The sequence below is a fragment of the Furfurilactobacillus sp. W61-4 genome, from assembly GCF_057545565.1.
Window position 1 is genome coordinate 61,006 of the sequence record NZ_BAAJNZ010000002.1, and the last position, 25,431, is coordinate 86,436.

General features: G+C 45.3%; 28 protein-coding genes. 5 read left to right on the forward strand and 23 right to left on the reverse strand.

Annotated features, from left to right (window positions below; genetic code table 11):
* Positions 1–148: 148 nt before the first annotated feature.
* The 5 genes from AC27FN_RS03580 to AC27FN_RS03600 all read right to left on the reverse strand — a co-directional run bounded on the left by AC27FN_RS03580 (position 149) and on the right by AC27FN_RS03600 (position 6,479).
* Entirely contained in the window at positions 149–1,483 is a 1,335-nt protein-coding gene (locus AC27FN_RS03580; protein WP_487166641.1) for a dihydrolipoyl dehydrogenase family protein, read from the reverse strand.
* 56 nt (positions 1,484–1,539) lie between these two features.
* Positions 1,540–2,544, reverse strand: a complete 1,005-nt coding sequence (locus AC27FN_RS03585) for an ABC transporter ATP-binding protein (protein WP_487166642.1) — start codon at positions 2,542–2,544, stop codon at positions 1,540–1,542.
* Positions 2,544–4,076: an ABC transporter permease/substrate-binding protein gene (locus tag AC27FN_RS03590; protein WP_487166643.1), complete on the reverse strand. Its 1,533-nt coding sequence runs from the start codon at positions 4,074–4,076 to the stop codon at positions 2,544–2,546. The genes AC27FN_RS03585 and AC27FN_RS03590 overlap by 1 nt, the downstream gene beginning before the upstream one ends.
* Positions 4,077–4,292: 216 nt before the next feature.
* Positions 4,293–5,543 (reverse strand): tyrosine--tRNA ligase, encoded by a 1,251-nt coding sequence (gene tyrS, locus AC27FN_RS03595; RefSeq protein ID WP_487166644.1) that lies wholly within the window; start codon positions 5,541–5,543, stop codon positions 4,293–4,295.
* 441 nt (positions 5,544–5,984) lie between these two features.
* Positions 5,985–6,479 carry a hypothetical protein gene (locus tag AC27FN_RS03600; protein WP_487166645.1) on the reverse strand — a complete coding sequence of 165 codons (495 nt, stop codon included), beginning with the start codon at positions 6,477–6,479 and terminating at the stop codon, positions 5,985–5,987.
* A gap of 369 nt (positions 6,480–6,848) precedes the next feature.
* On the opposite strand from AC27FN_RS03600, the gene AC27FN_RS03605 reads away from it, so the two are divergent.
* Positions 6,849–7,067: a hypothetical protein gene (locus AC27FN_RS03605; protein ID WP_487166646.1), complete on the forward strand. Its 219-nt coding sequence runs from the start codon at positions 6,849–6,851 to the stop codon at positions 7,065–7,067.
* Positions 7,068–7,121: 54 nt separating this feature from the next.
* Here the strand turns inward: AC27FN_RS03605 and AC27FN_RS03610 are convergent, their stop codons facing one another.
* The 3 genes from AC27FN_RS03610 to AC27FN_RS03620 all read right to left on the reverse strand — a co-directional run bounded on the left by AC27FN_RS03610 (position 7,122) and on the right by AC27FN_RS03620 (position 9,851).
* Complete coding sequence (locus AC27FN_RS03610) at positions 7,122–7,343, reverse strand: hypothetical protein (RefSeq protein WP_487166647.1); 222 nt, start codon at positions 7,341–7,343, stop codon at positions 7,122–7,124.
* Between the two features lie 198 nt (positions 7,344–7,541).
* Positions 7,542–9,131 (reverse strand): BCCT family transporter, encoded by a 1,590-nt coding sequence (locus AC27FN_RS03615; protein ID WP_487166776.1) that lies wholly within the window; start codon positions 9,129–9,131, stop codon positions 7,542–7,544.
* A gap of 141 nt (positions 9,132–9,272) precedes the next feature.
* On the reverse strand, positions 9,273–9,851 hold the full coding sequence (locus AC27FN_RS03620) for a sugar O-acetyltransferase (protein ID WP_487166777.1): 579 nt from the start codon (positions 9,849–9,851) through the stop codon (positions 9,273–9,275).
* Positions 9,852–10,014: 163 nt separating this feature from the next.
* On the opposite strand from AC27FN_RS03620, the gene AC27FN_RS03625 reads away from it, so the two are divergent.
* Entirely contained in the window at positions 10,015–10,566 is a 552-nt protein-coding gene (locus AC27FN_RS03625; protein ID WP_487166648.1) for a M15 family metallopeptidase, read from the forward strand.
* A 540-nt stretch (positions 10,567–11,106) separates the two neighbouring features.
* On the opposite strand, the gene AC27FN_RS03630 is transcribed toward AC27FN_RS03625, so the two are convergent.
* Together AC27FN_RS03630 and AC27FN_RS03635 are read right to left on the reverse strand one after the other, a co-directional pair.
* The gene (locus AC27FN_RS03630; RefSeq protein WP_487166649.1) at positions 11,107–11,922 is read right to left on the reverse strand and encodes an SPFH domain-containing protein; all 816 of its coding nucleotides are present in this window, start codon (positions 11,920–11,922) and stop codon (positions 11,107–11,109) included.
* Between the two features lie 21 nt (positions 11,923–11,943).
* Complete coding sequence (locus AC27FN_RS03635; RefSeq protein WP_487166650.1) at positions 11,944–12,264, reverse strand: type II toxin-antitoxin system antitoxin; 321 nt, start codon at positions 12,262–12,264, stop codon at positions 11,944–11,946.
* 159 nt (positions 12,265–12,423) lie between these two features.
* On the opposite strand from AC27FN_RS03635, the gene AC27FN_RS03640 reads away from it, so the two are divergent.
* Together AC27FN_RS03640 and AC27FN_RS03645 are read left to right on the forward strand one after the other, a co-directional pair.
* Positions 12,424–14,205, forward strand: a complete 1,782-nt coding sequence (locus tag AC27FN_RS03640; protein WP_487166651.1) for an ABC transporter ATP-binding protein — start codon at positions 12,424–12,426, stop codon at positions 14,203–14,205.
* Between the two features lie 107 nt (positions 14,206–14,312).
* Positions 14,313–15,740 (forward strand): MFS transporter, encoded by a 1,428-nt coding sequence (locus AC27FN_RS03645; RefSeq protein WP_487166652.1) that lies wholly within the window; start codon positions 14,313–14,315, stop codon positions 15,738–15,740.
* 141 nt (positions 15,741–15,881) lie between these two features.
* Here AC27FN_RS03645 and AC27FN_RS03650 read toward each other — a convergent pair whose 3' ends face one another.
* The 7 genes from AC27FN_RS03650 to AC27FN_RS03680 form a co-directional block, all read right to left on the reverse strand.
* Complete coding sequence (locus AC27FN_RS03650; RefSeq protein WP_487166653.1) at positions 15,882–16,241, reverse strand: hypothetical protein; 360 nt, start codon at positions 16,239–16,241, stop codon at positions 15,882–15,884.
* A 22-nt stretch (positions 16,242–16,263) separates the two neighbouring features.
* The gene (locus AC27FN_RS03655; protein ID WP_487166654.1) at positions 16,264–16,884 is read right to left on the reverse strand and encodes a hydrolase; all 621 of its coding nucleotides are present in this window, start codon (positions 16,882–16,884) and stop codon (positions 16,264–16,266) included.
* A gap of 270 nt (positions 16,885–17,154) precedes the next feature.
* Positions 17,155–17,913, reverse strand: coding sequence for a DUF1003 domain-containing protein (locus AC27FN_RS03660; protein ID WP_487166655.1), 759 nt, complete (start codon positions 17,911–17,913; stop codon positions 17,155–17,157).
* A 395-nt stretch (positions 17,914–18,308) separates the two neighbouring features.
* Entirely contained in the window at positions 18,309–18,434 is a 126-nt protein-coding gene (locus AC27FN_RS03665; protein WP_487166656.1) for a hypothetical protein, read from the reverse strand.
* Positions 18,435–18,539: 105 nt separating this feature from the next.
* The gene (locus AC27FN_RS03670; RefSeq protein ID WP_487166657.1) at positions 18,540–19,073 is read right to left on the reverse strand and encodes a GNAT family N-acetyltransferase; all 534 of its coding nucleotides are present in this window, start codon (positions 19,071–19,073) and stop codon (positions 18,540–18,542) included.
* Positions 19,070–19,615 carry a GNAT family N-acetyltransferase gene (locus AC27FN_RS03675; RefSeq protein WP_487166658.1) on the reverse strand — a complete coding sequence of 182 codons (546 nt, stop codon included), beginning with the start codon at positions 19,613–19,615 and terminating at the stop codon, positions 19,070–19,072. The genes AC27FN_RS03670 and AC27FN_RS03675 overlap by 4 nt, the downstream gene beginning before the upstream one ends.
* Positions 19,605–20,123, reverse strand: a complete 519-nt coding sequence (locus tag AC27FN_RS03680; RefSeq protein ID WP_487166659.1) for an ASCH domain-containing protein — start codon at positions 20,121–20,123, stop codon at positions 19,605–19,607. Before AC27FN_RS03680 ends, AC27FN_RS03675 begins: the two co-directional genes overlap by 11 nt.
* A 219-nt stretch (positions 20,124–20,342) precedes the next feature.
* On the opposite strand from AC27FN_RS03680, the gene AC27FN_RS03685 reads away from it, so the two are divergent.
* Complete coding sequence (locus tag AC27FN_RS03685; RefSeq protein WP_487166660.1) at positions 20,343–21,521, forward strand: AbrB/MazE/SpoVT family DNA-binding domain-containing protein; 1,179 nt, start codon at positions 20,343–20,345, stop codon at positions 21,519–21,521.
* Positions 21,522–21,580: 59 nt separating this feature from the next.
* Here the strand turns inward: AC27FN_RS03685 and AC27FN_RS03690 are convergent, their stop codons facing one another.
* From AC27FN_RS03690 to AC27FN_RS03715, 6 genes are all read right to left on the reverse strand, one after another.
* The gene (locus AC27FN_RS03690) at positions 21,581–22,366 is read right to left on the reverse strand and encodes a tyrosine-protein phosphatase (protein WP_487166661.1); all 786 of its coding nucleotides are present in this window, start codon (positions 22,364–22,366) and stop codon (positions 21,581–21,583) included.
* Between the two features lie 2 nt (positions 22,367–22,368).
* Entirely contained in the window at positions 22,369–23,139 is a 771-nt protein-coding gene (locus tag AC27FN_RS03695; protein WP_487166662.1) for a CpsD/CapB family tyrosine-protein kinase, read from the reverse strand.
* A gap of 27 nt (positions 23,140–23,166) precedes the next feature.
* Positions 23,167–24,066 carry a YveK family protein gene (locus AC27FN_RS03700; protein ID WP_487166663.1) on the reverse strand — a complete coding sequence of 300 codons (900 nt, stop codon included), beginning with the start codon at positions 24,064–24,066 and terminating at the stop codon, positions 23,167–23,169.
* 160 nt (positions 24,067–24,226) lie between these two features.
* On the reverse strand, positions 24,227–24,478 hold the full coding sequence (locus AC27FN_RS03705; RefSeq protein WP_487166664.1) for a YaaL family protein: 252 nt from the start codon (positions 24,476–24,478) through the stop codon (positions 24,227–24,229).
* Positions 24,479–24,502: 24 nt separating this feature from the next.
* Positions 24,503–25,102: a recombination mediator RecR gene (gene recR / locus AC27FN_RS03710; RefSeq protein WP_487166665.1), complete on the reverse strand. Its 600-nt coding sequence runs from the start codon at positions 25,100–25,102 to the stop codon at positions 24,503–24,505.
* Between the two features lie 22 nt (positions 25,103–25,124).
* Entirely contained in the window at positions 25,125–25,430 is a 306-nt protein-coding gene (locus tag AC27FN_RS03715) for a YbaB/EbfC family nucleoid-associated protein (protein ID WP_407883273.1), read from the reverse strand.
* Between the last annotated feature and the right edge of the window lies 1 nt (position 25,431).

Genomic DNA, 25,431 nt, shown 5'->3' on the forward strand with positions numbered 1-25,431 from the left:
TAAGGTAACGTCACTTGACTTATGTCCCATTATTTTGGTGATTTAGATTGGCAATAAAATTTAGTTTTTACCCTTGGCCCAGAACCTAAGCGCCTCAATTCGTGGCGCTCAAATTAGCTACCATCCTAAATGGCGGTCATCAGGCGGCCTAAAACAGGTAACTTAAATCAGATGCTGGCGTTGGATAAGCCATAATTTGGTTGTTCACATCGGCTACTGTAGCCCCTTGATTAATCAGCGTGGTAAGATAATTGATCAACTCATCTGCAATCGTACTCAAGGCACTAGCACCAACTAAGCGGCCTTGGCGATCCAAAACAACCTTAACCTTGGCCAAAGGATCATGGATTCGTTGATACGTGTACCAATGTGTCATATCGAGTGTCTTAACGCGTCGGTCAGTGGTTGTGGTGGTCTCTGCCGGACTAACGCCAACTTGTGCTAAACGCGGCATACCAAATACCACCGTTGGGATAGCAGGGTATTGGATGGCCTCAACAGACGCGCCGGTTAAAAGTTCGGTTAAGTAGCGTGCCTCAAAGCCAGCCACTGGCGTTAACTTGGGGATTGCTTTTTTTGCCACAACGTCACCTAAGGCATAAATGTGCTCATTAGTCGTCTGCAAATGATCGTTCACAACAACTCCGTGCTTATCTGCGGCGACACCGACCGCCGCTAGATTCAAGCTGTCCACATTAGCAATTCGACCAGTTGCGGCGACCGCAGCGGCCACGGTTAAGTCAAACTGTTGATCACCAATTAATTCAACACCTGCGCCGGTTTGTGCCACTTTAGTTAAGGCGACGTTTTCGTGAAAATGAACACCGGCCTGCTCCAATTGATCACGCAAATCGTTCACTAATTCAGCGTCAAAAGCACGCAAAGCACGATCGTGTCGTAAAATCACATGCACATCTGCCCCTGCGGCATTGGCGATATCTGCCAGTTCAAAAGCAATGTAGCCGCCACCAACAAATGCCACCTGCTTTGGCAATTGGCGCCAATTCAGAAAGTCCGTGCTAGTTTGAAGCAACTCCGCCCCGTCAATGGTTGGTCGTGCCGGTCGCTGGCCGGTCGCTAAAATGAATTGTGTCGCCGTCAGTGTCTCTTCGCCAACGGCTAGTTGACCAGCGGATGTAAAGGTTGCGTGACCATAAAATGTTGTAATTCCACTATGCTGCAATCCTTGTAGCGTACCATCAGGAATGGCATCCGTGTAAGCAAACTTGTGACGCATTAAATCAGACCAATTGATCGCCGTCGTTCCGTCTAACCCAGCATTGGCCAACTGTTCAGCATGCCGTTTAGCCTCGACTGCTGCAACGAGGATTTTTTTCGGATCACAACCACGGTTGGGGCAAGTTCCCCCCCACAAGTTTTCTTCAACAATCGCTACATTTTTCCCAGCGGCTTTCAATCCGTAAGCTAACGCTAAGCCCCCCGGACCACCACCAATCACAATTTGATCAAAAGCTTGCATCATCCACCTCCGTTTTCTCCAGTGTAACGACTTCACCATAGTAACGAAAATAAATTGCTCTAAGGTTCTTGGCGCTGACCCAAATACCGCACGATATCAGCAGCCGTGACAAAGCCTAACTGTCGTTTGCCGTCTACCACTCGCAAGGCGGTCGCCTCATCTAGTTGATGATAGACTTCCCCCAAAGTTGCCCCCGCCGTCACCGTCACCGTAGTCGCCTGAGGATCAGCCAGCTGTTGTTGTGCAAACCCCATCATCACGAGTTTACTAATGTATACGTCGCGATCTTGCTTGGCAACACTTTGCGCAAAGAATTGTTGCACAAAGTCATTGGCCGGATGCTGGGCGATTTCCGTCGGTGTCGCAACTTGTAAAATCTTCCCTTCACGCATGACGGCAATGTGGTCACCCATCTTAAGGGCTTCGTCCATATCGTGGGTCACAAAAATAATTGTATCGTGACGAGCTTCGTGTAAGTCAAGAACCAAGTCTTGTAATTGCGTTCGCGAAATCGGGTCCAAGGCTGAAAATGCCTCGTCCATCAAAACTAATGGTGGATCAGACGCGATTGCTCGGCAAATCCCAATCCGCTGCTGTTCACCACCTGACAATTCTTGCGGCATCCGCGTCCGATATGTCGCTGGATCTAATCCCACCGACGTTAGCAATCGATCAATTAGCGCGTCAATCTCTGATCGCGCGACACCTTTCATTTCTGGAATCACGGCAATGTTTTCAGCGACCGTCATCGTCGGAAATAAGGCAATTTGTTGCAAAACATACCCGATGTTCCAGCGCAGTTGTTGCAAGCCGATTGTTGCTATATTTTGACCTTGAATCGTAATTTGTCCGCTCGCCTGTGGTTGCAGTTGGTTAATCATCTTTAGGGTCGTGGTCTTGCCACTACCCGAAGTTCCGACTAACACAAAAATTTCACCTTGAGGAATGGTTAAATTGAGATCATTAATAACGGTTTGACCATCAAAAACTTGGCTAACGTGACTAAACGCCACCATTGGCGGATTCTCATCAACTGCGGATTTAGATTTAGCTGCTTGCTGCATCAACGATCACCAGCTTTCAATAAGTGATGAGCTACCAGATAACGCTTCGCCACTGAGGCGGATGATTGGTGTTTCACATTCACTTCATAATTCATTTCTTGCATCTGTTGTTCCGTAATCTGCCCCGCCAGTTTGTTGAGGCTTTTGACGACACCAGGATATTGCTTAGCCAAACTGGCTTTCATTAACGGAGCCCCCTGATAAGCGGGAAAGAAGTGCCGATTATCCTTAAGTACCGTTAAATGATACTGACGCAATTGACTATCAGTCGAATACGCATCCACCAGATTGATTTTACCGGTATGAATCGCATCATACCGCAAAGTTGGTTCCATCGATTGGGCCGTTAAATGCAACCCATAACGCTTGTTGATTCCAGGCAACCCATCCGGTCGATCAATAAATTCCAACGTCATGCCTGGCTTCAATTGATTTTCCACCTGCTTTAATTCACTGATGTCATGCACATCCCATTGCTTAGCATCTTGACGACGAATCGCTAACGCAAACGTGTTGTTATAGGCCATCGGTTTCAAATAAGTCAGATCATCCTGTTGTTTCAACGCGGTCGCGGCCTTTTGATAAGTCTGTTGCGCGGTTAATCCTTTATCGCTAACAGGTTTTTGTAACAAGCTCTCTAAGACAGTTCCTGAAAATTCTGGATAAATGTCCACTTGATCATGTCTGAGCGCATTAAATAAGAAACTCGTTTTACCGAAATTGGGCTTTAACGTCACTTTCACGCGTGGATTATCCTGCTCAATTAAATCTTGATACATATGAATAAGAATATCCGGTTCTGAACCAAGCTTTCCGGCGATGACCAATTGCTTTTGTGGTTGTCGCACCAAATTCACCACCCCGGCCGTGCCGAAGCCTAATAAGATCACTAAGCCACCGATGACTAATCGTTTTAATGAAACTTTTTGTAATCGCAGGATGAGCCAACTCAAAACAATCGCTAGTAAGGCCGATCCCAGTGCGCCAATCACGGTCAACGTGGTATCGTTGCGATCAATTCCTAATAAAATAAAAGTACCTAAGCCACCTGCGCCGATCAAGGCCGCTAACGTTGCGGTACCAATGATCATCACCATTGCCTGGCGAATGCCTGAAATGATCACCGGCGCGGCAATTGGCAATTCAACCCGCACCAGTTTGCGTGTCCGGCTCATACCGAAGGCAGTCGCTGCCTCTTCGATTGACGGATCAATTTCATCAATCCCGATATAAGTACTTTGAAAAATCGGCAACAACGCATAGACCACTAAGGCAATCACAGCTGGCACCGTACCGATTCCCACAATTGGAATTAATAGGCCAAGCAACGCTAACGATGGAATCGTCTGTAACACACCGGCAACTTGGAGCAGAACCGTCGCCACGTGTTGGTGTCTCGTGGCCCAAATGGCTAACGGAATGGCAATTGCCATTGCAATTAGCAAAGAGATTAATGATATTTCAATATGTTGCCACAAAGCCGTTACTAACGCCACGCGTCGATCAATTAGCGTTTGAATAAATTGATTCATGACTCTATGTATCCTCGTTTTCTGACAATTTAATAAAAAGCGTTCGTACTAGTCACAAAAATCACCACGCGACAGGGACAACTGTACATTTACCGGAAACTATTTGTCAATTTGTTCGCACTAGCTCGCCAAAATCAATGCAAAACAAAAACGTCAATTAACCTCCCACCCTAAAGAAGGATTAATTGACGTTTTTAACGCATCACCAGTTGAAACCTAGGCTGTTCGGGCCAAGAAGTAACGTTTCTTTCCACGCCGGACAATCACAAACTTACCATCAAACATCTGACTAGGATCAATAATCGCCTCAAGATCTGTTTGTTTATCCCCGTTGATCGTAATCGCGCCGTTTGTCACATCTTCACGCGCTTGTCGGCGCGATGCTTCAATACCACTGTCCACTAAGAAATCAACGATATTCTGTGGTGCGGACATTGTTGTCACACTGGGAAAGGCTTTGAAACCTTGTTCAATTTCATCAGCCGTCAGCGCTTTGACATCGCCAGAAAATAACGCAGCTGTAATCTTTTGTGTTTGTGCCAAAGCCGCCTCGCCATGGACAAAACGCGTAACTTCTTCAGCTAACCGGCGTTGTGCGACGCGTTTCCACGGTTGACTTTTGACTTGTTCAGCCAAGTCGTTAATTTCTGACTCATCTAAAAAGGTGAAGTATTTCAAAAACTTCACGACATCCGTATCCTCTTGATTAAGCCAAAATTGGTAGAATTCGTAAGGAGTCGTCTTTTCAGGATCCAGCCAGACGTTGCCACCTTCTGATTTACCAAACTTGGTGCCATCAGCCTTCAATAGCAACGGAATCGTCAGCGCAAAGACCTGTGTCTGTGCCCCTTCAACTCGACGAATCAGATCAAGTCCAGCGGTAATGTTACCCCATTGGTCACCGCCACCGATTTGTAATTGGACGTCTTGTTCGCGGTACAACGTCAGAAAATCAATGGACTGTAAGATTTGGTAAGTGAACTCGGTAAATGAAATGCCCACTTCCAAACGCGAGGCCACGATCTCCTTATTAAGCATCGTCTTCACATTGAACAGCTTGCCGTAATCACGTAAGAAATCAAGTAAGGTTAATTTTGATAGCCAGTCATAGTTATTGACCAATCTAAATTGATCTTCACCGAACAATTTGACTAATTGATGTTTTAACGCCGCCTGATTATGCCGAACTTGGTCCATTGATTGCAGGACACGTTCTGCCTTTTTGCCAGATGGATCACCGATCGACCCGGTCGCCCCACCAATCACAATCACAGGTTTATGACCAGCTAATTGGAATCGTTTTAAGATCATAAACGGAATTAAATGCCCAATATGCATTGAATCCCCAGTTGGATCAATTCCACAGTACAATCCAATTGATTTTTCGGCAGTTAATTTTCGCAAACCGTCCTCATCACTCGTTTGATTGATCGCCCCACGCCAACTCAACTCATCAATAATATTCATCTTGCCAACTCCTCATCTATTTTAATCCCAACTTCAACCCGATACAGGTGCATTAAAAAAGTCCCCTGCAAGTTACGCAAGGGACGAAATTTTCCGCGGTACCACCCAAGTTATTACATTTTTGTAATCACTCTCATCGATACCGGAGATGCGCCGTCACAGTTAAATCCCGCGCTGTACTTCATGAAGCCAACTTGATCGGTTCTCACCACCACCGACTCGCTAAACAGAGGTCACTTCACTACTAGATTCGATTGAATCACACGCTAACTGTTAATCTGGTGTTATTGTACTGATCTGTTTAGCGGCTGTCAATGCAGAGCGTGAGCCAGGCCGGATGAGACCGAGCAACAACAGACAATCGTAATTGGGCGATCTTGGCCCGGTTACGGTTGTTGGTTGTGCACAGGACGCTTTGAAACTGACCAACCGTAATTATTCTCATTTAACGTAGAAAATATAATCCAGCGTCGTCGGATTTTCTTCCGGTTGAAACCGTTGCGGGTCGTAGCGTTCGTAAGCATAAGGCAACTGTTCCCAGTCGGATTCCGTCATCATATGACGCAGAATCAGTTCCTGCTTAGCAGCATTCATCGCCCGATCGCCGAACAAATCACCAGTATCTGGATTGCCATTAACCCAAGCAACCGCGGCAGAACTAGCTGGCACAGTAATCGCCTTAAAACCATCTGGAACCTGTTGATTCTTACGGAACCACTTGCCAATCCAGTAAGTCGGGGTTGCGCCATCAAAGACGAATAACCCAATTTTGGCAGGATCTAATGACTTGTTGACAGTCTCCAGCCGTTTAAATTTATCAGATGTTTCCCAGTCCAACCAAGCGTAGTTATAAGACCCTTGTTCTTGATGATCATAGGGTAAACCAAATAGTTGACGTTCTGGTTCGGACACAAGTTCGCGATGCGTTACTTTCATATTCAATTGATCTCCTTTAACTGAGAAGTCTCTCCTGACTTTAGCTAATCCACGTCCAGAATACAAGAACGAGCGCTGAGCTTAATAAATTTAAAACAGACCTGATTTAATATACAAAATAGCTATTTAAAATATATTCTGTCTTGATTACCGTGACAATTGGCTGCTCATCATCGTTTGACGTCAACTGTAGCTCAACCGGACACATTATTTGAATCAGGTTTAAAACCGATGCTAGACTGAAGTTAAACCAAAACAGTTTCGTTTATCTTCTCACCTCACTTTCGCATCCGGTTAGTTACTAGAAACAAGTTATTAATAGTGTCACGGCTCGTACATTTAGTCACCATGAGATTGGAGGTGGTGGTGATGCTAGTAGTTCTCGTCAATCGCCAAACACAAAAACGACAGGTAATTCATGATCTAGAATCAATTGCCTTAGTTGATCATGATCATGAAGTTCACCGACCACAATATTACATTCCCAATGCCAGACAACAACTGACCGCCATCGCGTTTATTTTAACTAGAACCCACGATGATGCGATTCAATATGCAACTCAGGATTGGGAGTTACGTCACGATTAACTGGATCCCCTTAATTCTGGCACACAAAAAGCCTTGCTGTCGCAAGGCTTTTTATTAATGCTTATATAAATAGGTATACGTTCCGTCCTCATTTTTACGGAAAGTAAACTCGTGGTCTTGTGTATCTCTGGTTCGCCAACGAGTCACCCCGTAATGGATCGAGTCAGATTCTTGTAAACGCGTTAGCACTCCGCCAACCAATTCACGATCATCATTAAATGATCCGCGTAACACACCCTTTAGCGCAGGTAAAAATTCATCCAAGTTGGTAATCATCCGGCTCACTCCCTTAGCTCATTCTCTCTTAAACCACCTTTATTTTACCAAAAAATCCGGTTTATGTGAACACTATCACAAAAGGTCGTTACGTCAAAATAAGCTAAGTGTGATCAAAAACCAAAGTCATCAGCATGGCAATGGTGCTACCACTTTTTAATCAAACATCAGAGTTTTAAACTATCAATTGCCAGCTACTTAGACAGTCCCATCTTCAGAAATTCTCGCTCGCATCCGTTCACGTCGCTCGTTAGCCGGTGCAACTATTGCGGCCTTCTTCATCGCCGGATCAGTTGTCACGGCTTGATAGATCGTCACCAACAACACCATTGCGACAAAAATCAAGGGAAAACCGGCAATGGTACAGATTGCCTGCACCGTAGTGAAACCACCAACTAAAACAATTCCTAACGAAAAGACCAAGAAAATGACGACCCACGCCATCCGATTCCACCGCGTTGGCTGTTGCCGTCCGGTCAATGTCAAACTAGTGAAAGAAGCGACAATAAATGCTGATGAAGAAATGGTCGTGGCCAAAAAGACAAAGCAAGAAAGACAAAAGAGTAATAACATCACGATTTTAAACGGTAAGGTCTGAATCATGGCTGCCAACACCGCAGCTTGTCCTTGCGTATTCAAAATATGCACTAAATCAAGGGTGCCTGATTGCTGTAACCAGAGCGTGTAGCCACCGAGTACCGCATAGAAGCTCAGACAACCACCGACCCCATAGGTCAACATGCCGACGATAACTTGGCGAATGGTCTTCCCTCGTGAAATTCGCGCAATAAACAACCCCATCACAGGCATGTACGCTAACCACCAGCCCCAATAAAACATCGTTTGACGTTGCGCGAATCCGTTAACGCCAGGGTTCGCCTTATTGGCCGATAATGCAGCAAAATGTTGAATTAATAGACTTAAGGTTTGTCCTTCGCCATTAAGTAGACGCCACGTTGGTCCCACTAATAACACGATGATCAAAAACCCAATCGCTAAATAAATGTGCCAAGCAGACAACCGTTTGATGCCTTTATTCAAACCAGCATAAACGGTGAGGGCAAAGAGAATAAAGAGAACACCAAACAACGTTAGTTTTAGCCAAATCGTATCCGTAATGCCGGTTAACGCACTGAGCACCTTGGCAATCACTGGAATCTCCATCCCAATAGATGAGCCAATGCCACCCATAATGCCAAAAACAACTAAGAAGTCAATTATTTGGCGGACTAAATGACGGCTGCGACCCGGGCCGGCCAGCATCGGCATAGCGGCACTCAATCGCTGAATCGGTTGACCTTTGACATGCATCGCATAGGCGATGGCAATCGTCGCGGTCGCAAACATCATCCAGGCCATTGGTCCCCAGTTGAACTGCCCGCAGACATTTGCATAAACGTACGCCGCTGTGGAGAATGGTTTGGCACCAAAAGCCGGATGTTGCAAGTAGGCCAACGGGTCCGTCGCACTTAACATCAAAATACTGGCATCAATTCCTGTCGCAAAGACCATGCTCCCCCACTGAAAGCCACTATAGTCAGCCTTAGTACCTGCCTTACCTAACTTGATGTGACCGTACTTAGAGAATGCTAAGGCCATAAAGAAACAAAAATTAACAATGTAAACCAATAGATATAACCACTCGGTGTGGCTTGTTAATAAGGTCAAAATCACGCTCATAGATTGCTGAACGGCTGAGCCGCCAATGATTAATACCAATGAAACTAACCCAAAGAGAATCATGGTTGGAACAAAGACAGCTCGATCGACATTTTGACGCTTTAAAATTTTAAGTCGCTTCTTTCTTTTTTAAAAAACAGTTAGTCAACAAACGGGCACATAAAAACGCCATGCATGTCTGATTTTCATCACCTGCACAGCGTTTGATCGCTCGATACAAATGCGATTAATCCATCATCAGGATTAATCCTAACTAACATTGTTGCCTGGTGACCCACTCGGAACTTGCTTAATCACTCGGGCAGGGTTTCCTGCAATGACAACATTGTCGCCAAAACTTTTCGTGACGACTGAGCCGGCGCCGACGACCACGTTATCACCTAAGGTCACGCCAGGTAAAATCGTCACATGGCCGCCTAACCAGGCACTATTACCAATCGTTATCGGCGCACCAAATTCCACATCAGCATCTCGAGCCACCGGATCCAGTGGATGAATGGGTGTATACAGTCCCACATCAGGGCCAAAATAACAGTGATGCCCGATCGTAATCGGACACGTATCCAAAAACGTATTGTCGTAGTTTGCATAAAAATGGTCGCCAATGTGAATGTTCCAGCCGTAGTCACACTTAAAATCGCTCTCGACAAAAAAATCGGGACCCGTGTCAGCTAATAACGTCTGCAGACGATGGTTACGCTTTTCATTGTCCGGTTGCGCGTTAATTTGTTGCAATTGGTCGCGCATAAATTTGCGTCGTTCAGTTAGTTCTTGATCAAACTGCTCGTATGGCTCACCAGCAGTCATCCGCTCTCGACTTGTTTTCATAACTTTCATGTTATTAACGCTAGCACTCTTTCATTTTTCATGCAAAGTTCATTTGTGGAACAATGCCCGTTTAACGGCATTGTCATGGGCATAGCGCCCTTTACTAGCTTTTTTATCCGCAACCGTGTCATAATTAATGAAAACGTATTCACGGAGGTTAACCATGAGCCAAGAACCTGAATTCATGAATATCCAAGCCGTCAATCCTCATATTATTGTCGATTTAAAATACGCCACGACTGACAACTTCACCCATCAAAAAATTTATGACTTTACCACTGCGATTGCTCGAACGCCCACGGCAAAAAAACTTGGCACAGCTGCTAATCAACTCTACCAACAAGGCTACCGAATAAAAGTCTGGGATGCCTACCGTCCAGTCAGTGCCCAAGCGAAACTCTTCGAAGTTTATCCTGATCCGCAATGGGTCTTACCGCCCGATCCCAATAAAAGTCATCAAAAAGGAGTGACCTTCGATTTAACGTTGACTGATCTGGATGGCAATGAGCTGCCAATGCAGAGTGCCTTTGATGCATTTGGCGAGACGGCTCGCCGTGCTTATCACCGCAGTCCCGAGATTGAAGCCAATTACCAGATCCTCAATCGCGCCATGATTGGCGCAGGTTTTCTGGGATATAGTGAAGAATGGTGGGACTATCGCGACAGCAATATGGATGTGATGGGTCCAGCGTCCGCGGATCCGAATGACTTTTAACAGAGTGTGAGCCAGTCCGGGGGAGACCGAGCAACAACTGGAAATCACGGACGGGCGGGTTCACCCGGTAGTGATTGCTGGTTGTGCACAGGGCTCAGGTCTGGCGAGCACGTTTACATCAGAGTGTGAGCCATCACGGGTGAAGGTGAGCACCAACGGACAAGCGTAATTGGGCGGTCTTGGCCCGGTTATGCTTGTCCGTTGGGCACAAACCTTCAGTGATGGCGAGCACGTTTACATCACAGTGTGAGCCAGTCCTGGGGAGACCGAGCAACAACTGGAAATCACGGACGGGCGGGTTCACCCGGTAGTGATTGCTGGTTGGGCACAGGACTCAGGTCTGGCGAGCGCGTTTACATCAGAGTGTGAGCCAGACCGGGTTGAGGCCGAGCACCAGCGGACAAGCGCGATTGGGCGCTTTTGGCCCGGTGGCGATTGTTGGTTGGGCACAGGACTCAGGTCTGGCGAGCACGTTTACATGCAAAGAAACAACCGGCCCGCTTCAATGCGACCCGGTTGTTTTATTGTGTCAACTAACGCCTATTTCGTTTCTTTCAGTAGTTTGCCAATGACTGGGACCTGACCAAAATCAGTGGCACTATCCGTCGGCATTACGACTAGATTGGCGCTTGAATTTGCCAGTTGCGCATACGCATTAATTGACTGGTTGGCAAAATACTTATCCGTCGCGTTGCTAAGCCCGGCCTGAACTGTGTCGATTCGATAGCGTTCTGCGTCTGCTCGCGTTCTAGTGGCTGTCGCTTCCGCAGTTGCGGTGGCCATCAAAGCATCATTCTTGGCTTTGTTGGTCAGTTGGATTGAACGTGCTTCCCCTTCCGCTTGTGCGATCACTGCTACTCGCTCCCGATCAGCGGTTAATTGTTTGTCCATCGCCGCTTGAATCGCTTTAGAAGGGGTCAATTCATCAATATTAATCCGATCCACGTTGATGCCATACGTATTCGTAAGATCCCCGATGGCCAGTGCCAGCTCCTGATTAATTTTGGCCGTTGAACCCAGCGCTTCATTTAAGTCCATTCGTCCGATAATATCGCGTAGATGTCCCCGGACAAGTTGGGCCATTGATTCAACTGAATCGGTATTGTCATATTGATACTTCATGGCATTGGTGACGTGAAAATTCAGCGTCAGACTCGCTGAGACATCCGCGTTATCTTTGGTGATGATCGAATAATTAGGTAATGCCAACGGTTCCATCGCCAAACTGACATTCCGAATTTTTTGAATCATCGGCACATAAAAGTGCAGCCCCGATTCCACACTATGCCCATAACGGCCTAATGTTTCCACTAATCCTTGATTATTTTGTGGCACGATCTTAATTCCAAACGGCATAATTCTTCCCCCTCGTATATGTTAAACACGTTTCAACGTTAAGATGTTACCGTTACTTTCAATCACCGTGTACACCGCATTTCGATCCACTGACTCGTTAGCATCAATTAAATAACGATAAAAAATCCCGGCAATTGAAACTAACCCGGTATCCACCATGAGTGTCTTTCCTGACACAGTTCGTCCAATGATTTGTCGTTGTTCAAAGGTTGCTTGACCAACACTACTGCCCAGAACCTGAACGATATGTGCATTTACACTACGCTCTTCTCGTCGTGCCGCACTTGCCAACTGATCATAGAGCGCCTGATCCAACCGCAACAAGAAGCGCTTTTCGGCCATTTCGATCACCTCTTTATATCACAATGATATCATAATGATATCAACAAGTAAAATTTTTCTTATTTGTTAATCGCCAAAAGCTAATGACTCGCGAAGTACAAATGTTTGGCTCAAACCAATGAATAGCTTACCGTTAAAGCAAAAAAAGGCAGGCCGCTCATGAAGAATCAAACTGCAACGACCACGTCAGTCACAACTGGCCAGATGTTTCGTTTTGTCTTCGGTCAAGTTCTCAATCGGCGTTGGTTATTAGGACTCAATATTCTCGCATTAACCATCATTTCATTATTAGAATTCGTGATTCCACAATATGAACAGTACATCATTGACCATGTCATTCCGCGTCGGGATCTCGGTCTGTTAACAGAAGTGGTCTTAGGTCTTTTAGGGACCGCCATTGCCTTGGGTATTTTAAATTATCTATCCACCTACTACATGGGTGTCATGAGTCAAGGGGCCATCACGAATCTACGAACCGAGTTGTACCAGTATATCCTGCGTTTGGACACGCACTTTTTTGAATCCAGTAAAACCGGGGATTTAATGGTTCGCTTAACCAGTGACATTAGCAATTTGCAGAGTCTTATTTCCGCGAATATGTTGTCGATGATTGGTAGCATCGTCACTTTCATCTTTGTTTGGATCTACATTTTTATCATTAACTGGCAAATGGCGGTCGCGGTCACATTGACTTTCCCATTGATGTTTCTCATCTACCGTGTTTTTCGTGCCCGAATTCATAACGCTTTTCGCGCCGCCCGGGCGTCACAAGCGCAGATGTCGAACCAAATGCAAAACACTTTAACCCAAATCGATTTGATTAAGAGCTATACCAATGAAGATCTAGAGGAAAATCGTTTTGGTGCATATGCTCAAACGAACAAGCAGGACATGATCAATGCGACCCAAAACCAAGCAATTTTCTCCCCCTTGATTGATTTTGTGAATTACCTTGGGGTCGCCATCATCTTGGCGCTGGGAGCTTACTTTGTGATTCGTCGACAACTAACAGTTGGACAACTGGTTGCTTATCTGAGTTATGTCGCCATGTTACAAGGCCCCATTCGCGCCTTTACGCAAATCCTTAATCAACTTCAGCAATCCTTAGTTTCCTATGGCCGCGTCATGGATATTTTGGCTCTCAAACCCGCTATTACCAATGTCGCTAGCCCAGTGAACTTTCCGGTAATCAAACAAGGTGTCACGCTAAATCACGTATCGTTTACCTATCCAGACAGCGACGTTCCTGAAAACGGTCCGATCTTACCAGCAGTGACTGACATCACCTTCACGATTCCGTTTGGTAAAACAACCGCTTTAGTCGGCCACTCAGGCTCTGGAAAAACGACCTTAACCCGCTTGATTGATCGCTTATATGATATAGATAGCGGCACAATTGCCTTTGACAGTACCCCAATTAAAGAGATTCGCCTCAGCGCACTCCGTAAAAATATTGCGATTGTCTCTCAAGATGTCTACATCATTGACGGTTCCATTCGCGACAACATTCTGTATGGCCGCGAAAACGCCACTGATGACGAGGTATGGCAGGTGGCACAAATGGCTGACATTGCTGACTTTATTCATAGCCTGCCAGACGGATTAGCGACCCAGGTCGGCGAACGTGGCGTCAAATTATCCGGTGGACAAAAGCAACGATTGTCCATCGCCAGAGCATTGCTTAAAAATGCTCAAATTGTCATCTTAGACGAGGCCACCGCGAGTTTAGACAATGAGTCAGAAAAGGCAATTCAACATGCCTTAGAAAATCTCATGAAAGCGCGGACTTCGCTTGTCATTGCGCACCGCTTATCCACCATCCACAATGCTGATCAAATCATCGTGATGGATGACGGCCATTTAGTTGAACAAGGCACGCATGAGTCATTATTAAAAGCCAATGGTGCTTACGCGAAACTCTACAACGCCCAATTCAGTTAGTCACGATTATCCTTAACCTAATTATCCAAGGAAACTTCTTCGCCAAAATGACCAGCAGCGCTTATAGTTATGTTAGTTAAGCGTTTAGCAAAGGGCGGCGATCTTCAATGAAAAAGCAAAGCACACTTCAAATCACACTAATCCTTGGCCTGTTCTCACTGATGAGTAGTATTTCTGGTTCTAGTGTCAACCTTGCGTTACCCAAAATCAGTACCGCATTGGGCGTTTCAAATTCCGCTTCAGTCTGGGTTTTGCAAACTGGCCTAATTACGACCGCTATTTTGCTCGTCTTATTCGGCCATTTAGGCGATTTAATTTCGAAGAATTTTATCTTCCTATATGGCGGTCTAATCTTTATTATCGGATCTACACTGTCCGGATTAGCGCCGGCTTTTTGGCTACTGCTGGTCGGACGGGTTGTTCAAGCGGTCGGGTCAGCAATGATCATGGCTAATTCCATGGGGATTGTCACCGACGCCACCAACAACCAGCAACGCGCCGAAGCACTAGCCACCATTTCAATGTTCACTTCAGTGGGTTCTATTTCTGGACCAGCATTAGGTGGCTTTTTGATGGCCGTCTTTTCCTGGCGGGGAATCTTTTTGTTTAATGTTCCATTCGGATTAATTGTTTTATTCATCGGTTTTCGTGATTTACCGACGCCACACGAAACGCTACGGGCCATTCGTCAGTCTGCTCATGGATCAAATTGGACTGGTCAAAATTTATTCACGATCGGAATGATTATTTTCTTCCTAAGCAGTCAGTTCTTCCAAGGGACCTCGAGCAACATTTTACTTGGTGTGCTCTTATTGGTTGTTGGGGGCGGAATTACCATCGCCGCTTTCATTCAAGATGACCGTGCCAAGCAGCCTTGGATTTCACCACAGGTGATGCACAATCCAACCTATATGGTTTCAATTGCCACCTTGTTCTTAACGATGATGGTTAATGTTTTCTCCAATGTTTTACTAACGTTTTATCTGCAAAATTACTCTGGCTTATCACCGCTCATCAGTGGATTAATCATGGGACTTCAATCGGTCATCATGTTATGTGTGTCCCCGCTAGCCGGCTTTCTTGCTGGACGAATTGATCGCAATTTGTTGGCGCTAACTGGTTTAATCTTTTTAACGATCTCGCAAGTTGGTTATGTCGTGTATCCTGCTAACTTGGACTGGGGACGTATCATTGTCCCAATTTTAATCAATGGTTTTGGCATGGGCTTCTTCCTATCGCCTAACAACGCCCTCACGATGAGCGTCGTGAGTCATGAACTCTCCGGCGTGGCCGGTTCATTTAGCTCATTAGCTCGGACGCTAGGGATGACAACCGGAATTAGCCTGGCTTCTTCGGTCTTATTCATTCAACTGCCTGGCGTTCACCAGATCACTCGCGCGGTCGGTCCTGCTTTTCTGCGGGCCTTTAGTAATGTATTCTGGTTAGCGACTGGACTATCGGCGTTAGCCGCAATTCTCGTCATTTATCGAATGATTAAGGCTCGGCAACAAGGGCGCGTGACAACTGCTAAATGATGCTTTGCCGCAAATTAATTCAAACTTGACTAACACGGATCAACATCCTGGTTCGTCATTTAGACAAACGAAAAATCCTTAGCTCATTTTGAGAGTTAAGGATTTTTCGTTATTAACAATTAACGATTTTTATGTTTTAACTTAATAATCAACCTTCACCGCTTTAATCTGCTCAATCAGACCATCCATTGTTTTCACGGCCGCTTGGTACTTATCCAGATCATCCGCACCAAACTTGGCGTTAAAGCCCTCCAAGCCACCTGCCGCAAATTCATACTCATATTGATAAATATCTTCATAAGCCGCGGCAAATTCTTTTAAGAGTGGATGGTTTTCTTCGCCACCTAGTTGTAAGGCAATTTGAATCATCCGAAAATCAGTATAGGCCATCTCAAACTGAACAGCCCAGGCCCGCATAAATTCATGTTGGGCTTGAATATGCAGAAAATGATGATCGACCGTCCATTGTAATCGATTGATGGAATTTTTAACATCTAACATCGTTTTGCCTCCCCAATCATTATTAGCTCAACTTCAAGAACACACCGGCTTCGATCAGCAGATTAGTAAAGTCGGGCACGGTTTCCGTTCGATTCCAGTCACGTTGCAATTCACAAGCTAATTGCGCAATGGTTGTTGGTTGTGCACCAGCAGCCGTGACGCGCTGAATCGCGGTTTCATGTGCCGTAACTGAAGTTCCCCCCACAGCGTCCACAACTGGGAAGACCTCATAGCCTTCCTTCATTGCATCAAGCGTCGGGAAAGTCAGACAGGCTTCTGTCCATAAAGCAGCAATAATAATCTTGTGTTTACCGGTCGCTTTAACGGCGTTATAGAAGTCTTCATCTTCCCAAGCATTAATGGAAGTTCGATCATATGACTTGGCATCTGGCAAAACAGCTTTTAGTTGTGGAATCGTGTCTTGGTTACGCCCAGTGGCCACGTTCACAGTTGAAAGAATCGTCGGAATATGAAAGGCGTTAATGATTTTTTGAGTAACCACGATGTTTCTAATTAATTGAGCACGATCCATCGAATTAATGGAATTAATTTGAGTCGGTTGGTAGTCGATAACGGTAAAAACAGTGTCATCCGGGTTCATCAATTCATCTACATGAAAATCACGTTTTGGTTTACTTGTCATAAGTGTTCGTTCCTTTCCATATCAAGTTACTTGAGCCGAGAGTCATTACAACGACAACCCTACTGTTCTAATAACAAAATAAGCGTCATCCAAATGAATCGCAATTTTTCGTACTTATTAAACCGTTTAAGTTAACCTGCTTAAGCAGCAAAAAAAGTGTGCTCCTCAGCCTCACTGCCAGTTCATAAAACTAATTAGTCAAGTGAAACAATGACATCAGAATCTCGCCAAAACAAAAAAACGACCACCAATGGCAGTCGTCGCCAACCTCTATTTTGAAGGAGGAAACTGCTGGTCAAAATACGTTTGCAAACGACGTAATTCATTGACCTGCGATTCGATGGAACCTAACATTTCTGTTTGAATTTTTTGAATCGCTAATAAATTGGGCTGATCTTGTTGAATGAGATGATCAACCTTCGAGTGGAGCACGCGAATTTCTTCCTCGGACTTCAAATTCACGTGATAGTCGTTAATCGACTGTAGCCGATCATATTCGGCAGCTCGATTTTGGCTCATCATAATGAGTGGTGCCTGAATCGCTGCTACCATACTCAAGAACAAATTCAATAAAATAAACGGATATGGATCAAAATGAACCCCGAATAGGTGCAATGAATTGATCACAATCCAGCCAATCATGACCGTGATAAACGAAATAATAAAGGGCCAGCTTCCACCGAAGTGCGCAACAGCATCCGCAACCCGTTGACCAACTGTTAGTGAATGTTCCAATTGCTCCCGAACATCGATCGGTTGATAGGTGTCTTTTGCCAAAACACGCGTCAACTTTTGATTAAGTTTATGATTTTTTCGATAATCTTTGGCAATCATTTGATCCATTTTCAATAAGCGATAATGAACCAAATGTTCACTACAGATAAAATCTTGGTTTGTTGCCTTGGGAAAGTCCCGACGAATCAACGCCTTCAAGGAGCCATCCAAGTCTTCTAGGAAAACACCATCCACTAGATCAAATGACTTCTGATCAACCAGACAGTGAACTGAACCACCGTTAAATTCTTGCATGAGAGCATCCTCTCGATTAGTTGCTAGATTTGACGTGTTCACAGTTAGCTAGGCGGGATCTATGCCCGTCTTCTGACTGCAAACACGCGGGACCATCGTCGCTGGTTGAACCAAGCTGATAATCTGTTGTAAACATATTTCCCACCTGCCTTTCCTAATTGCCAAGTTACTTACAAACTCATTATATCGGCCAAATGTCTCACTTTTCAAGTCTTTTGCTGTGAAAGAACTCAGAGTGAAACCAGCTGGGTGTTACCGAGCACTAGCTAACTGTCAATTCACGGCAGTACACCAGGCGTAACGATCAGGCTGACAGAACTGGCTAGTGAAATCTGGGCAAAACAAAAAATCACCACCTAATCGTGATGATTTTTCGTCTAAGACCTTTGCATTAGCTATTCAGTCAAATCTTCCTGAACCGTTTTGGATCGTGGCGGGCGGCGAATTGCAACCTTAAAGTCGCTCCAAACAAGCACCATCGCCGTTAAGATCATTAATAAAATTGCTAATAGGGTTTCCATATAGCAAGCCCCCTGTTCCTAATAATTTACGTGATTGTACCACGGTTTGCTCATCAAGGGAATTCTTTTGTTTCAAATAAGCTTTAACTAATCAAGGCGACACGTTTACTGACGCCAATCCGAACGCAATAATCCGTATTCGTAACGATCTAGCCATTGTCCGTCAGCCAATAGTGCCTCATGATCCGTTGCTTCTCGTTTAAAGCCGACTCGCTCATAAACATGGATCGCGCTGGGATTATTTCCGTTTACTGACAACTGAATTTTAAATAACCCTAGCTCACCAAATCCCCACGCCAACAAACCTTCGATTGCTTCGCACCCATAACCGTGGTTGCGCTGATCCCCCGCAAAAATACCAATGCCCAATTCTGCGGTTTGGTCCGCGACGCTCACGTTAGTCAATTCAATCCAGCCGATTGGTTGATCTGTCGATCGCAGCCGGATCACAAAGATAAAATTCGTCGGACTCGTCGCATTTAACATATTAATAAATCGCTGTGGTGAGCGCGGCGTTTCAACATCCCAGGCGCTGAGCTGAGCAAAATTATCATCCAATTGGTGGCGGGCAAAATAGGTTGCATCACCCGGATAGGCCTCAGTCAACAATAAACGTGCCGTTTGAAATAAAGATTTCATTGGTTAACCCCACTTTGCCAATCAGACTTCAATAACCCATACAACTTCTGATCCACTCGTTGACCCGCCACAAAGCGTTGCTGTCGCAAGGTACCCTCCTGGCTAAAACCGACGTGCTCAAACAAATGTTGGGCCGGCAAATTATCAGCATTAATCCATCCCCGTACTTTATGCAAGTTGAGTTGATTAAAGGCGATTTGTAAGGCCCGATTGATCGCTTCTCGACCGTAACCGAGATGTCGATTCTGATCATCTAAAATGGCAATTGTGAGCGTGGCACCGCGATTTTTAAGCTGAATATCCGACAATCTTAACCAGCCGAGTAAACCCTGCGTTTCACCATGGCAAATCATCAACGTCATCTCAAATGACCGGGCAGAAAATTCACGCACGAAACCTGCGACGTCGCGAGGCCACAAATTATCTGTCGCCATGGCAACCAAAGCCGGATCGAATTGAGTTTGCGCTAATATATCAGCATCCGCGGATTTGAAGACAGCTAGCTTAATTTGTGGACCGATGAAATCATTTTCAACCGTCATTTTCGATCATCCCCAAACCCTTTGGCGTCGTCACTAGTTCAAACACTTCACAAGAGACCAGTAGTTGATCATTAAATTGAATGTTCTCCTGTGCTAATTTTTGCCGCCAAAACGCTTCATGTGCTCGCCGCCAGTCAGCTAATGTTCGACTTCCTTCTCCCTCGTGATAAGCATGTTCAGCGGTCACTCGGTTAAAGGGCATTGTTTCTTGCACAACCGTCTTGATAATCGCCATCGGTTGTTGTTGCCCATTCAAAACAATATCGTAATCCCCAATTTGTGTCGGTGAATCAGTAATTGGATCGATAACGGCAGATGAAGTCGCCGTCTTAATGCCCTGAACTACCAGTTGAGCTAAACTGTCGGCCATTTGGGGATTGTTGCCGAACCCCCACGGTTCCGGTTGCGATAAATCGGACAAGCCGCGACTAGCCAAAAAATACCGCCAAAAACTGGCGATCGTCGCCAATTTTACCGGATCGTGGACTTGATCAAATGCTTCAGTCATCCTCGTTACACCTCACTCAACAGTCACTAATTTAATAAAGTTATTTTAAAATTATAATTATATTAGCACACTCATTCAAACGTAATCAAATGTCTTTAAAACGAACCACTGCGTTCACGCCAGTGTCTTTCCGTGGTTGTTTTCCTGCGCAATCGTCTTAAAACCTGTAAAATGAAATACAGCACTTATCGTCAACTATTCGTAAAAAAGGAAATCATTATGTCCTCAGACACTCATAAAATTTCACTGCCGGCCGCTGTCCTTGAACAGCTTCATCTGCACACCGGCGACCAATTACAAATCACCGTTCCAGCTGATGACAGCCAACAGGTGACGTTAACCGCGCAACATAGCGAGCGCGAGCAACAGACTTTGCCCACCCGTTGGTTCCTAATTCCATCCCTTTTAGCCAGCCTGGCCTTTTTTAGCTACTTTGCCAGTCGCCATCAAACGCAAATTGCGTTGACTGGCAATCATTCAATTGCCAGTGCCGTCATTTCGCTGGGGTTACTCACCGGGTCGCTATCATTTATCTTCTTTTACTTCATTCAAAAACGTGACATTCAGCGGTGGCTAACTGGTTCGCTATACTGGCGCAGCTTTCCGACGATCCTGTTGTCTTTTATTGTCATCTTAACCGTGGCCGTGTTGGGATTTTTCTGGTTTATGGGGATTTTATTTAAAAGCGTTACGTTTGATCAATTTACATCTACCTTTCTCTTCTTTTTATTCATCAGTTTGATTAATTATTTGATGATCCTCTCGGTAACGGCGCTGTCAGCCAACATGATTTTTCTATTGCTAATTTCGGTCATTGTCGGTGGCGCCTTATCCGCAATGATTACCAACAGTAATAAACGTTGGTGGGAGCATAACATCAGCTTCTTAGGGACTCAAAAAGCCAGCTATAGTTGGCAATTTAATTTGACATTGATTGTGTCGGCGTTGTTAACTTTGGCATTAGTCGACTTTATTTTCGTCAATTTGCAGAAACGTTTTGGCGCAACTCGTCGACTCATCACATTACGAATCTTGTTAACGTTAACCGCACTTTCCTTAGCGGGGGTAGGGGTGTTCGCCAATAACGGTCGCGGATGGCTGCATCTGATCCACGATCAGATGGCTTCGTTGATGGTGTACTGTATCATTGCCATTATTATTGGAATTCGCTACTTTCTACCCCGCTTAACACCTGAATTCATTACGTTATCCTACGTTATTGGCGGTTTACTTGTTGCCGCTTCGCTACTATTCCAACCGATCGGTTACTTATCGCTGACCGCCTATGAATTAATCGGCTTCACGATGGCATTTGCCTGGTTACTGCTGTTATTGCAGCGTCTGCAACGCCTCGTCGTCGGTGAGCAAGCCACCTATACCGTGACCGTTGAATCATAGGCAACCATCAAAAAAAGCCACACCTTTGTCATCAAAGACGCTGGTGTGGCTTTTTCGAATTATCGTCTAAATCCAAATAGACCATGTCGTTTTGGTTTGATTTCTGAAACGATGGGACGCTCCACAGGATTACCATTTAATATATTTTCAGCACTACGCTCAAAAAGTTCTGCTCGATCAGCGCCAAAATCTTTGGTCAACTTTTCAAATGCTTGCCGCATTTCATACTTACGACCGGGTAAATGATGGGCATCCGACGCTAATACGTTGACTTGCCCAGCTTCAATGAGTTGATAACTAAAGTCAGCCACTTTTTTACCAAATGTCCCAACATAACTGCTGGCCGTCAATTGCGCCAAGCAATCGTGTTGCCCGATTAGTTCAAGTAGTAATTCTGGCTTAGCTAAGATAGCTGTATTACGCTCCGGGTGAACGATGACGGGAATCACGCCACGTTGCTCAATTTCGGCAATCATCGCCTTGGTGTAAGCCGGCACTTCATTGTCTGGAAACTCCAGCATCATGTACTTACCTGACTCATCTGCATACAAGATATCATCTTGATCCATAGCAGTCAGTAAATCGCCGTTAATCCGCACTTCTTGACCAGGGAACACTTTTAAATCAATGCCATTGAGGTGTAGTTGCTCAGCAAATTCAGCGGTCGCGGCTAACACATCCGCCTTATGGTTGACGTACACGCCATTGAGGTGATGTGGCGTTAATAACGCATGGGTCACACCATTATCAACAGCGTCAGCCGCCAGTGCTAATGATATTTCCATGCTCTTAGACCCATCATCCACACCGGGCAATAGGTGACAATGCAAATCAACAACTGCCATGATTATTTGTCCTTCTTTGTCTCCGTACTTCCGTAACCATATCCATAGCCGTAACCATAACCGTAGCCATAACCGCTACGTTCCGATTCGCCGGTGCTATCGTTCATAACATAGCCTAACACGTTCGCATGGGCCAAATCCAATAGTTCTTTGGTCCGTGATAAAGCAGCCTTGTTGGTGACCCCGAAACGAACCACCAACACCACACCGTCAACTTTAGCAGTCAATAGTTGGGCATCAGTCACGGTTAACATAGGGGGCACATCGAAGACGACCATATCAAAGTCATCATGCATTCGCTGGATCAACGTGTCCATCCGCTGAGAGTTCAATAATTCTGATGGATTAGGTGGTACCGGACCACTAGTTACCACATATAAATTTTCAACGGGAGTCGCCTGAACAAGGTCACGGTAATTATCGACCTTGTTCTGTGCCAGAATACTCGTTAGTCCGTTCACATTTTCAACACTAAATGTCTTGTGAACCGTTGGCCGTCGTAAATCGGCATCCACGAACAACACCCGTTTACCCTGCTGAGCCCACGTAATGGCCAGGTTAGCCGAGACGGTTGACTTACCTTCACTGGCATCAGCCGACGTAAACATGATCGTTTTTACGGGATGTGCCACTGATGCAAATTCAATATTGGTACGAATCATACGGAATTGCTCTGAGACAATCGCTTTTGGGTGCACAGCGGTGATGACTTTCGCCCCATTTAGCATCGTGTCTTCAGAAAGCTTTTTTGTCTTACGATGAAATAATGCCATTTTTCTCTCCTTCAAACAATAACGGTGCTAAACCCGACTTGATAAATGCTTTGGCTCTCCACTACGACCACTATTGCTTTCAGCCCGCGGCTGTAGGACATCAGCGATCACTTTGGTAATCTTCTGTTGCCCAGAGATTCGGGTCACATGGCCTAAGTTGGTCAAGCCAAGCATTTCATTTAAGGCGGCTTCGTCCTTAACTGTCCGATCAGTCAATTCACGAACAAAGGCGATAACCAACCCAAGCATCAAGCCAAGGATGAGACCTGCCGCCGTTAGTAAGGTGGTCCGTGGCGAGATCTTCGTTGAATTTGCGACGGCTTTGGAAACAATCGTCACGTTATTTACAGATAAAATTGATTTAATTTGTCGTTTGAAGACCTGAGCTGTCACATTAGCGATCCGAGCTGCTTCGTCCGGATCAGTGGCCTTTACCGTCACCGCAAAGACCTGTGAGTTCTGCTGATTACTGATACTAATTGCTTTTTTCAGTTGCGTTGGTGAAATGTTGTACGTTTGCGCGCTACTTGAGCGGGTCACCGCTGGCTTAGCTGCTCGCACCAAAACTCGGGTGCCATCCGCATTCGTTCGATACTTAGCCTTCACAGCTGGCTGTTCCACAATTTTAGCAGGATGTGCCAATTCACGACTCACACCGTTTAAAATCACCGGGTTCGTGATGATATCCTTGTAGGTTGTGATCATTTGAATATCGGCTTGCTGATCTGAATATTGGGCACCATTGTTGGCACTATTGTCGCTCTTTCGACTAACCAGAATTTGTGTGTTGGCACTATATTTAGGCGTCATCACAAACGTCGCGGTAGCCCACACGGCCGCCCCAGCAATAATTCCTAGTAAAACAATCCCCAAAAAGTGTTTCTGAATTACACGCCAAGCCTGCATTAGGCTCATGTTTTGTTCCATAACCAAACTCCTTAATTCCTCAGATGCTTATGTAGTTTACCGCAACCGTGTTCTTAAAATAAGAATACAGCAATACTATCATACAAAAAAAAACTGTGAATTACTTTAAAATTCACAGTCGTTACAAAGAAGTAATATAAAAGTTATCTAAATAGATACTTTATTCATCAAATACAGAAGCTTGCAACCGACCACGGACCTGACGAATCCGGGCCTCACGAAACAATAAGAGATATTTTTGTCGTGCTAAGGCCGTCTGCGCAATTAATTCACGTCCGTTGTCATCTTCAACGACCGCATTTTGAGTCTCTGTCGCTCGATCCCAGACACGTTTGGCATGATCGATATCATCCAATAGGACTTCATTATATTGTGCGCGCATTCGCGAACGTCGGTGACTAAACCACATCATTACGCCTCCATAGACTAGAAAACTTTACATTTCTGTACGCCCTTCAACAGCCTTCAATAAGGTTACTTCATCTGCATAATCAATGTCGGAACCAACAGATAATCCATGAGCTAGTCGCGTCACCTTTATGCCAGCTGGCTTAATCAACCGTGATAGATACATTGCGGTCGCTTCTCCTTCTGGCGTGGCGTTAGTAGCGACAATCACTTCTTGAACTTCACTATGTTCCTGCAAGCGTTTAACGAGGCTAGTGATGTTAATGTCCTCAGGTCCCTTGCCCTCAATTGGTGAAAGCACCCCGTGTAACACATGATACAACCCATGGTACTCACGCATCGCTTCCATTGACATGATGTCCTTAGGTTCTTCAACGACTAAAATAGTGGTCTGATCACGCGTCTTATCCGAACAAATGACACATGGATCCGCTTCGGTAATATTGCCACAAATTGAGCAAAAGTGCAGATCGCGCTTCGCCGAGATCAAGGATTTTGCAAAACCGGTCACATCATCACCATCCATATCGATCGTATAAAAAGCCAGTCGGGTGGCTGTTTTGGCTCCAATTCCCGGCAACTTCATATAGCTTTCAATCAGTTGCGCAATTGGCTCTGGGTAATCCATGCTCTACCTCACTTACACCTAACTATAGGCCCATGCCACGAGAATATTTCCCCATGGTGGCTTGGGTCGCTTCATCAATTTGGCTCATGGCATCATTAACCGCTGCCAGTACCATGTCAGCCAACATATCTGGATCATCTGGATCGATTGCAGCTGGGTTGACGACTAGATCAGTCATCTTGTGTTCCCCAGTAAACGTTGCCGTTACCAAGTCATCAGGTGCTTTGCCGGTAAACGTCTGCGCGTTTAATTTTTCCTGATCGACCTTCATTTGCTTTTGCATCTTTTGCGCTTGACGCATCAAGCTTTGCATATTGCCACCCATCATA

What these genes read in the sequence shown, in the direction of transcription:
- AC27FN_RS03585 (WP_487166642.1), bottom strand. Translation starts at nt 2,544, where the DNA reads ATGCAGCAAGCAGCTAAATCTAAATCCGCAGTTGATGAGAATCCGCCA.
- AC27FN_RS03580 (WP_487166641.1), bottom strand. Translation starts at nt 1,483, where the DNA reads ATGATGCAAGCTTTTGATCAAATTGTGATTGGTGGTGGTCCGGGGGGC.
- AC27FN_RS03680 (WP_487166659.1), bottom strand. Translation starts at nt 20,123, where the DNA reads ATGACTGAAGCATTTGATCAAGTCCACGATCCGGTAAAATTGGCGACG.
- AC27FN_RS03605 (WP_487166646.1), top strand. Translation starts at nt 6,849, where the DNA reads ATGCTAGTAGTTCTCGTCAATCGCCAAACACAAAAACGACAGGTAATT.
- AC27FN_RS03660 (WP_487166655.1), bottom strand. Translation starts at nt 17,913, where the DNA reads ATGCAAGAATTTAACGGTGGTTCAGTTCACTGTCTGGTTGATCAGAAG.
- AC27FN_RS03650 (WP_487166653.1), bottom strand. Translation starts at nt 16,241, where the DNA reads ATGTTAGATGTTAAAAATTCCATCAATCGATTACAATGGACGGTCGAT.
- tyrS (WP_487166644.1), bottom strand. Translation starts at nt 5,543, where the DNA reads ATGAATATTATTGATGAGTTGAGTTGGCGTGGGGCGATCAATCAAACG.
- AC27FN_RS03655 (WP_487166654.1), bottom strand. Translation starts at nt 16,884, where the DNA reads ATGACAAGTAAACCAAAACGTGATTTTCATGTAGATGAATTGATGAAC.
- AC27FN_RS03590 (WP_487166643.1), bottom strand. Translation starts at nt 4,076, where the DNA reads ATGAATCAATTTATTCAAACGCTAATTGATCGACGCGTGGCGTTAGTA.
- AC27FN_RS03705 (WP_487166664.1), bottom strand. Translation starts at nt 24,478, where the DNA reads ATGATGTGGTTTAGTCACCGACGTTCGCGAATGCGCGCACAATATAAT.
- AC27FN_RS03640 (WP_487166651.1), top strand. Translation starts at nt 12,424, where the DNA reads ATGAAGAATCAAACTGCAACGACCACGTCAGTCACAACTGGCCAGATG.
- AC27FN_RS03610 (WP_487166647.1), bottom strand. Translation starts at nt 7,343, where the DNA reads ATGATTACCAACTTGGATGAATTTTTACCTGCGCTAAAGGGTGTGTTA.
- AC27FN_RS03700 (WP_487166663.1), bottom strand. Translation starts at nt 24,066, where the DNA reads ATGGAACAAAACATGAGCCTAATGCAGGCTTGGCGTGTAATTCAGAAA.
- AC27FN_RS03670 (WP_487166657.1), bottom strand. Translation starts at nt 19,073, where the DNA reads ATGAAATCTTTATTTCAAACGGCACGTTTATTGTTGACTGAGGCCTAT.
- AC27FN_RS03715 (WP_407883273.1), bottom strand. Translation starts at nt 25,430, where the DNA reads ATGATGGGTGGCAATATGCAAAGCTTGATGCGTCAAGCGCAAAAGATG.
- AC27FN_RS03645 (WP_487166652.1), top strand. Translation starts at nt 14,313, where the DNA reads ATGAAAAAGCAAAGCACACTTCAAATCACACTAATCCTTGGCCTGTTC.
- AC27FN_RS03600 (WP_487166645.1), bottom strand. Translation starts at nt 6,479, where the DNA reads ATGAAAGTAACGCATCGCGAACTTGTGTCCGAACCAGAACGTCAACTA.
- AC27FN_RS03695 (WP_487166662.1), bottom strand. Translation starts at nt 23,139, where the DNA reads ATGGCATTATTTCATCGTAAGACAAAAAAGCTTTCTGAAGACACGATG.
- AC27FN_RS03665 (WP_487166656.1), bottom strand. Translation starts at nt 18,434, where the DNA reads ATGGAAACCCTATTAGCAATTTTATTAATGATCTTAACGGCGATGGTG.
- AC27FN_RS03625 (WP_487166648.1), top strand. Translation starts at nt 10,015, where the DNA reads ATGAGCCAAGAACCTGAATTCATGAATATCCAAGCCGTCAATCCTCAT.
- AC27FN_RS03685 (WP_487166660.1), top strand. Translation starts at nt 20,343, where the DNA reads ATGTCCTCAGACACTCATAAAATTTCACTGCCGGCCGCTGTCCTTGAA.
- AC27FN_RS03635 (WP_487166650.1), bottom strand. Translation starts at nt 12,264, where the DNA reads ATGGCCGAAAAGCGCTTCTTGTTGCGGTTGGATCAGGCGCTCTATGAT.
- recR (WP_487166665.1), bottom strand. Translation starts at nt 25,102, where the DNA reads ATGGATTACCCAGAGCCAATTGCGCAACTGATTGAAAGCTATATGAAG.
- AC27FN_RS03620 (WP_487166777.1), bottom strand. Translation starts at nt 9,851, where the DNA reads ATGAAAACAAGTCGAGAGCGGATGACTGCTGGTGAGCCATACGAGCAG.
- AC27FN_RS03630 (WP_487166649.1), bottom strand. Translation starts at nt 11,922, where the DNA reads ATGCCGTTTGGAATTAAGATCGTGCCACAAAATAATCAAGGATTAGTG.
- AC27FN_RS03690 (WP_487166661.1), bottom strand. Translation starts at nt 22,366, where the DNA reads ATGGCAGTTGTTGATTTGCATTGTCACCTATTGCCCGGTGTGGATGAT.
- AC27FN_RS03675 (WP_487166658.1), bottom strand. Translation starts at nt 19,615, where the DNA reads ATGACGGTTGAAAATGATTTCATCGGTCCACAAATTAAGCTAGCTGTC.